A 6377-nucleotide genomic window follows, 5' to 3' on the forward strand; every position below is an offset into this window, starting at 1 on the left:
GTCCGGTTTTCCGATAAGATCATGCTCAAACATAGAGTTCCTTCGGAGTTGTTATGGCTGAAGCTTCGCAAAAAATTCCAGTGACCGTGCTGACGGGCTATCTCGGCGCCGGCAAGACCACCTTGCTCAACCGCATCCTGTCGGAAAACCACGGCAAGAAATACGCCGTCATCGTCAACGAATTCGGCGAGATCGGCATCGACAACGACCTCATCATCGGCGCCGATGAGGAAGTGTTCGAGATGAACAATGGCTGCGTCTGCTGCACGGTGCGCGGCGACCTCGTCCGCATCATGGACGGGTTGATGAAGCGCAAGGGCAAGTTCGACGCCATCATCGTCGAGACCACCGGCCTTGCCGATCCGGCGCCGGTCGCGCAGACCTTCTTCGTCGACGAGGACGTGCAGAAGAACGCCCGGCTCGATGCAGTCGTGACCGTCGCCGATGCCAAATGGCTGAGCGATCGCCTGAAGGACGCGCCGGAAGCCAAGAACCAGATCGCGTTCGCCGATGTCATCGTGCTGAACAAGACCGACCTGGTGTCCAAGCCCGAGCTCGCCGAGGTCGAGGCCCGCATCCGGGGCATCAATCCGTACGCAAAACTGCATCGCACCGAGCGCTGCCAGGTCGGGTTGACCGACGTGCTGGAGCGCGGCGCATTCGACCTCGACCGTATTCTCGAAATCGAGCCCGATTTCCTCGAGGCCGGCGACGATCACGATCATGACCACGATCATCATCACCATGACCATGACCACCACCATCACCATGATCATAGCCATGGCGGCCTGAAGCACTATCACGACGAGGACATGCAATCGCTGTCGCTGCGCTCGGAGAAGCCGCTCGACCCGACCAAGTTCATGCCCTGGCTGCAGAACCTCGTCGCCACCGAGGGCCAGAAGATCCTGCGCTCGAAGGGCATCCTCGCCTTCACCGGCGATGACGACCGCTACGTGTTCCAGGGCGTCCACATGATGCTGGAGGGCGACCACCAGCGGAAATGGAAGGACGGCGAGAAGCGCGAGAGCCGCGTCGTGTTCATCGGTCGCGAACTGCCTGAGCAGGCGATCCGCGACGGCTTCGAGCAGTGCATCACCACGTGATGAAAGAGTTCGATCCGGGCGAGGCCCCTTCTTCCATCGTTTCGATCACCGATCGCGTCAAGCAGCTTCCGCTTGGCGCGGCTGTGGGCTCGGTGCATTTCCTCGGCGACCGCGCGTTCTTCGTCGGCGCCGAGGAGTGTGTGGCGATCGCGACCGCCGACGGCGAGATCACGCGCACGGAGACGCATTTCGGCGCCATCCTCTGCGCGGCCTCCGACGGCAAGCGCCTCGTCACCGGTGGTGACGACGGCAAGCTGATCGCGATCGACGCCAAGGGCGAGACCGCCATCATCACGACCGACGCCAAGCGGCGCTGGATCGACAATGTCGCGCTGCATGGCGACGGCACCGTGGCGTGGTCGGCGGGCAAGACCGCTTTCGTGCGCAATCCCAAGGGCGAGGAGAAAACCTTCGAGGTGCCGTCGACCGTCGGCGGGCTGGCGTTCGCGCCGAAAGGCCTGCGGCTGGCGATCGCGCATTACAACGGCGTGACCTTGTGGTTTCCCAACATGGCCGCCAATCCGGAATTCCTGGAATGGGCCGGCTCGCATCTCGCGGTCTCTTTCAGCCCGGACAACAAGTTTCTGGTCACCGCGATGCACGAGGCCGCGATGCATGGCTGGCGGCTCGCCGACAACAGGCACATGCGGATGAGCGGCTATCCCGGCCGCGTGCGCTCGATGTCATGGAGCGTCGGCGGCAAGGGGCTCGCGACCTCGGGCGCCGACACCGTGATCGTCTGGCCGTTCACCAGCAAGGACGGGCCGATGGGCAAGGAGCCGGCGATGCTGGCGCCGATGCCGGCGCGGGTCGCGGTGGTCGCCTGCCATCCGAAGAACGACATCATGGCGGTCGGCTATGCCGACGGCACCGTGCTGATGGTCCGGCTCGAGGACGGCGCCGAGATCCTGGTGCGGCGGAATGCCGGTACGGCGGTGTCCGCGTTGGGGTGGAATGCCAAGGGCACGCTGCTCGCCTTCGGCACGGAAGATGGTGACGCGGGCATTCTGGAAATGTAAGAGATCGCTGCATCCAGCCGGGTAGATGCCATGCGATTCCTCACGACATTCCAGCTCGCCGACTTCCTCGACACGCTGGTCAGCCTGACGTCAGCCTTCGTGCTCGGCACTTTGATCGGCGCCGAGCGGCAGTACCGGCAGCGCACCGCGGGCCTGCGCACCAACGTGCTGGTCGCAGTCGGGGCGGCCGCCTTCGTCGACCTGGCGATGCATCTGGCCGGTGCCGATGGCGCGGTCCGGGTGATCGCCTATGTGGTGTCGGGGATCGGCTTCCTCGGCGCCGGCGTCATCATGAAGCAGGGCATGGACGTGCGCGGCCTCAACACTGCGGCGACGCTGTGGGCTTCGGCCGCGGTCGGCTCCTGCGCCGGAGCCGATCTGGTGGCGCAGGCGGCGGCGTTGACCGTGTTCGTGATCGCCGGCAACACGCTGCTGCGTCCGCTGGTCAACGCCATCAACCGCATCCCGCTGAACGAGAAGGCGTTGGAGGCGACCTACTATTTCAAGCTCGCGGTGACCCCCGAGGCGCTGCCCGACATGCGCGACCGCCTGGTCGAGAAACTCGAGGCCGCCAACTATCCGGTCGCCGATGTCAACGTGGTTGAGGCCGGTGACGACTTCCTCGAAATCGTGGCGGAGCTGGTCTCGACCGCGGTCGAACCCAACGAGCTGAATGCCGTGATCGTCGACCTGCAGCATCAGCCCGGCGTGCGGCACGCGACATGGGAAATCAGCACCACGGATTAGGGCGTTTTCGAGCGAAGCGGATACCGGTTCGCGTGAAGAAAACGCGTTAACAACAAAATCCAAAGCCCCGTTCCGATTCAATCGGAACGAAAAAGGCTCTGTCGCGGGGTTCCCGCTGGCCGCGCCCAGGAACCTTGCCGTGGCAGGATCGTTGACTTCGCTGACACTACGCGGGTGAACGAGATGGCTGCGGATCGGACCAGATTGCGGACGGACATCCTGATCGCCTCGACATTGGTCGCGGCGGGCGTCGCGATCGCGGTGCTGTCGCTGCATGCCATCAACGCGGCGCCGCAGGAGATGGCGCAGGCGACCCAGCCGCTGCAGACGACTCCGACGCCGGAGCCGCAGAAGACGACGGCACCTGCCGAATCGAAGCCGGGCGGCGAGCGGCCGACCACGCCTGCGCCGCAACCTGCTCGTCCCGACGACGAAGCGCAGAAGGCCGGCGCCAAGCCGGTGCTGCCGCCAGCGCCCGCCGAGAAGACCGCGCCGCCGATCGAAAAGAAATAGGCGCTCCGGTCAGTGCATTGTGACGCGCATTTGACTGACGCTGCCGATTATACGGTCTCGCCTCCGTCATCCCCGCCCGCCATAATCCGTCGTCTTGCCAACGACAGATGGGGCCATCCATGAAGATCGAGGATATCAGGCGCACCGCCTATTCAATGCCGCTCACCAACCCGTCGTTTCCGCCGGGGCCGTACCGGTTCTTCGACCGCGAATATTTCATCATCACCTACAAGACCGACCCCGAAGCCCTCGCGGCCGTGGTGCCGGAGCCGCTCGAGGTCGTCGAGCCCGTGGTGAAGTATGAATTCATCCGCATGCCGGACTCGACCGGCTTCGGCGACTATACCGAGACCGGGCAGGTGATCCCGGTCCGCTTCAAGGGCGAGGTCGGGGCCTACACCCACGCCATGTATCTCGACGACGAGGCCCCGATCGCCGGCGGCCGCGAGCTGTGGGGATTTCCGAAGAAGCTGGCGCGGCCGAAGATCGCGGTAGAGAGCGACGTGCTGGTCGGCTCGCTGCATTACGGCTCGGTGCTCTGCGCCTCCGCCACGATGGGCTACAAATACCGCAAGGTCGATCACGACACCGTCCTGAACGCAATGAAGGCGCCGAACTTTATTTTGAAGATCATCCCCCATGTCGACGGCAGCCCGCGGATCTGCGAGCTGGTGCGCTTTCAACTCGACGATATCGTGCTGAAGGAAGCCTGGACCGGCCCTGCCGCGCTCGGCCTGTTCCCGCACGCGCTGTGCGACGTCGCCCGCCTGCCGGTGCGCGAAGTGGTCTCGGCGCTGCACTACAAGGCGGATCTGACGCTCGGCCTTGGCTCGGTCGCATTCGACTACATGGCGAGGTGAGCGGCGGTCATTCCGGCCTGGCCCTTCGGGCCAGCCCGGAATGACGAGAGCCGGCCCACCGCCGGCTACTGTGCATGGGGTTGTTTTCGAGATTTTGCCTGGAAGGCCTCTCAGCGCACCAGGATATTCTTGAACTGCCAGGGATCGCTGGTGTCGATGTCTTCCGGGAACAGACCCGGACGATCCGTCAGCGGGGTCCAGTCGGTGTAGAAACCCTTCACCGGGCCGAGATACGGCAGCTGGATCTCCAGCAGGCGATCGAAGTCCATCTCGTCGGCTTCGACGATGCCCTCGTTCGGGTTCTCCAGTGCCCACACCATACCGCCGAGCACGGCGGAGGTCACCTGCAGGCCGGTCGCGTTCTGGTAGGGCGCGAGCTTGCGGGTCTCTTCGATCGAGAGCTGCGAGCCGTACCAGTAGGCGTTGTTGTCATGGCCGAAGAGCAGCACGCCGAGCTCGTCGATGCCGTCGACGATTTCGTTCTCATCGAGGATGTGGTGCTTCTCCTGCATCTTCGCTGCGCGGCCGAACATCTCGTGCAGCGACAGCACGGCATCGTCGGCCGGATGATAGGCATAGTGGCAGGTCGGCCGATAGACCGCCTTGCCCGAAGCGTCATGCACCGTGAAGTAATCGGCGATCGAGATCGATTCGTTGTGGGTGACGAGGAAGCCGTACTGCGCGCCGCGGGTCGGGCACCAGGTGCGCACGCGCGTGTTGGCGCCGGGCTGCATCAGATAGATGGCAGCGCCGCAGCCGGCCTCGTGGGTATGCGCATTCTCGGGCATCCATTTTTCATGGGTGCCCCAGCCGAGTTCGGACGGCTGTACGCCTTCCGAGAGGAAACCTTCCACCGACCAGGTATTGACGAAGACATCAGGCTCTTTCGGCGACTTGGCGCGCTGGGTGTCGCGTTCGGCGATGTGGATGCCCTTGATACCGGCCTGCCGCATCAAGTCCGCCCATTCGGCCTTGGTCTTCGGCTTGGGGGCATTGAGCTTCAGATCGGCGGCGACATTGAGCAGCGCCTGCTTGACGAAGAAGGAGACCATGCCGGGATTGGCGCCGCAGCAGGAGACGGCCGTCGTCGAGCCTGTGGGGCGCGCCTTCTTGGCGGCCAGCGTCACTTCGCGCAGGGCGTAGTTGGAGCGCGCTTCCGGCCCCTTCGACGAATCGAAATAGAAGCCGAGCCAGGGCTCGTTGACGGTGTCGATATAGAGCGCGCCGACTTCGTTGCAGAGCTCCATGATGTCGGTCGAGCCGGTATCGACCGACAGATTGACGCAAAAGCCCTGGCCGCCGCCTTCGGTGAGCAGCGGCGTCAGCAACTCGCGATAATTGTCCTTGGTCACGGCCTTCTGGATGAATTTCACATTGTGCTTCTCGCAATGTGCCCTGCGGCCCTCGTCCTTGGGATCGATCACGGTGACGCGCGACTTGTCGTAATCGAGGTGCCGCTCGATCAGCGGCAAGGTGCCTTTGCCGATCGAGCCGAAGCCGATCATGACAATGGGGCCGGTGACTTTCGCGTAGATCTGCGAGGAGGGACTCATCATTTTCTCCAGGAGAGTGCCTAGCGGCTGGTAGAGTGGATCAGGGGGTACGTCGCTTCGCGGTGACTTCGATCTCGACCTTCATCTCGGGCTTCAGGAGCCCGGCCACGATCAGCAAGGTCGCCGCCGGGCGGATGTCGCCGAGGACTTCGCCGCAGACTGCGAAATGGGCGTCCGCGTCGTTGACGTCGGTGAGGTAGTAGGTCGCGCGGACGATGTCGGCCATCGTGAAGCCGCCCTCCGTGAGGGCAGCCTCGATGGTCTTGAAGCAGTTCCGTGACTGGCTCGTGACATCATCAGGCATGGTCATTGTGGTGTAGTCGTAGCCGGTGGTTCCGGCGACGAAGGCGAAATCGCCGTCGATCACGGCGCGGCTGTAGCCTGCGGTCTTCTCGAAGGGCGAGCCGGTGGAAATCAGGCGGCGGGGCATGTTGGACCTCGACGGAAAAGGCGTTGCGCGGGCGGCAAAAATGCCCGTAAACCCCGCGCAACGCCTTTTCCGTCGAGGTCCAACATGCCCCGCCGCCTGATTTCCACCGGCTCGCCCTTCGAGAAGCCCGCACGCCACAGCCGCGCCGT

Annotated in this window: 7 protein-coding genes; 5 read left to right on the forward strand and 2 right to left on the reverse strand. The window is 64.0% G+C overall.

The genetic code is table 11. The annotated features are described in order from the left end of the window. Nucleotides 1-53: 53 nt before the first annotated feature. The 5 genes from FNJ47_RS23450 to FNJ47_RS23470 all read left to right on the forward strand — a co-directional run bounded on the left by FNJ47_RS23450 (nt 54) and on the right by FNJ47_RS23470 (nt 4245). Nucleotides 54-1106 carry a CobW family GTP-binding protein gene (locus tag FNJ47_RS23450; protein WP_163157342.1) on the forward strand — a complete coding sequence of 351 codons (1053 nt, stop codon included), beginning with the start codon at nt 54-56 and terminating at the stop codon, nt 1104-1106. Then, complete coding sequence (locus tag FNJ47_RS23455; RefSeq protein WP_163157344.1) at nt 1106-2125, forward strand: WD40 repeat domain-containing protein; 1020 nt, start codon at nt 1106-1108, stop codon at nt 2123-2125. Before FNJ47_RS23450 ends, FNJ47_RS23455 begins: the two co-directional genes overlap by 1 nt. 30 nt (nt 2126-2155) lie before the next feature. Further along, on the forward strand, nt 2156-2872 hold the full coding sequence (locus FNJ47_RS23460) for an MgtC/SapB family protein (protein ID WP_163157346.1): 717 nt from the start codon (nt 2156-2158) through the stop codon (nt 2870-2872). Between the two features lie 183 nt (nt 2873-3055). Further along, nucleotides 3056-3385, forward strand: coding sequence for a hypothetical protein (locus tag FNJ47_RS23465; protein ID WP_163157348.1), 330 nt, complete (start codon nt 3056-3058; stop codon nt 3383-3385). A 119-nt stretch (nt 3386-3504) separates the two neighbouring features. Beyond that, a complete protein-coding gene (locus FNJ47_RS23470; RefSeq protein WP_163157350.1) occupies nt 3505-4245 on the forward strand; it encodes an acetoacetate decarboxylase in 741 nt (246 codons plus the stop codon). 110 nt (nt 4246-4355) lie between these two features. On the opposite strand, the gene FNJ47_RS23475 is transcribed toward FNJ47_RS23470, so the two are convergent. Both FNJ47_RS23475 and FNJ47_RS23480 read right to left on the reverse strand, forming a co-directional pair. Continuing rightward, nucleotides 4356-5798: a homospermidine synthase gene (locus FNJ47_RS23475; RefSeq protein WP_175068408.1), complete on the reverse strand. Its 1443-nt coding sequence runs from the start codon at nt 5796-5798 to the stop codon at nt 4356-4358. A 40-nt stretch (nt 5799-5838) separates the two neighbouring features. Further along, nucleotides 5839-6228: a RidA family protein gene (locus FNJ47_RS23480; RefSeq protein ID WP_163157354.1), complete on the reverse strand. Its 390-nt coding sequence runs from the start codon at nt 6226-6228 to the stop codon at nt 5839-5841. Nucleotides 6229-6377: the final 149 nt, after the last annotated feature.

Origin of the sequence: Bradyrhizobium uaiense, assembly GCF_010811875.1 — a bacterium.
In the GTDB taxonomy this organism is placed as follows: domain Bacteria; phylum Pseudomonadota; class Alphaproteobacteria; order Rhizobiales; family Xanthobacteraceae; genus Bradyrhizobium; species Bradyrhizobium uaiense.

What these genes read in the sequence shown, in the direction of transcription:
- FNJ47_RS23475 (WP_175068408.1), bottom strand. Translation starts at nt 5,798, where the DNA reads ATGAGTCCCTCCTCGCAGATCTACGCGAAAGTCACCGGCCCCATTGTC.
- FNJ47_RS23450 (WP_163157342.1), top strand. Translation starts at nt 54, where the DNA reads ATGGCTGAAGCTTCGCAAAAAATTCCAGTGACCGTGCTGACGGGCTAT.
- FNJ47_RS23470 (WP_163157350.1), top strand. Translation starts at nt 3,505, where the DNA reads ATGAAGATCGAGGATATCAGGCGCACCGCCTATTCAATGCCGCTCACC.
- FNJ47_RS23465 (WP_163157348.1), top strand. Translation starts at nt 3,056, where the DNA reads ATGGCTGCGGATCGGACCAGATTGCGGACGGACATCCTGATCGCCTCG.
- FNJ47_RS23455 (WP_163157344.1), top strand. Translation starts at nt 1,106, where the DNA reads ATGAAAGAGTTCGATCCGGGCGAGGCCCCTTCTTCCATCGTTTCGATC.
- FNJ47_RS23460 (WP_163157346.1), top strand. Translation starts at nt 2,156, where the DNA reads ATGCGATTCCTCACGACATTCCAGCTCGCCGACTTCCTCGACACGCTG.
- FNJ47_RS23480 (WP_163157354.1), bottom strand. Translation starts at nt 6,228, where the DNA reads ATGCCCCGCCGCCTGATTTCCACCGGCTCGCCCTTCGAGAAGACCGCA.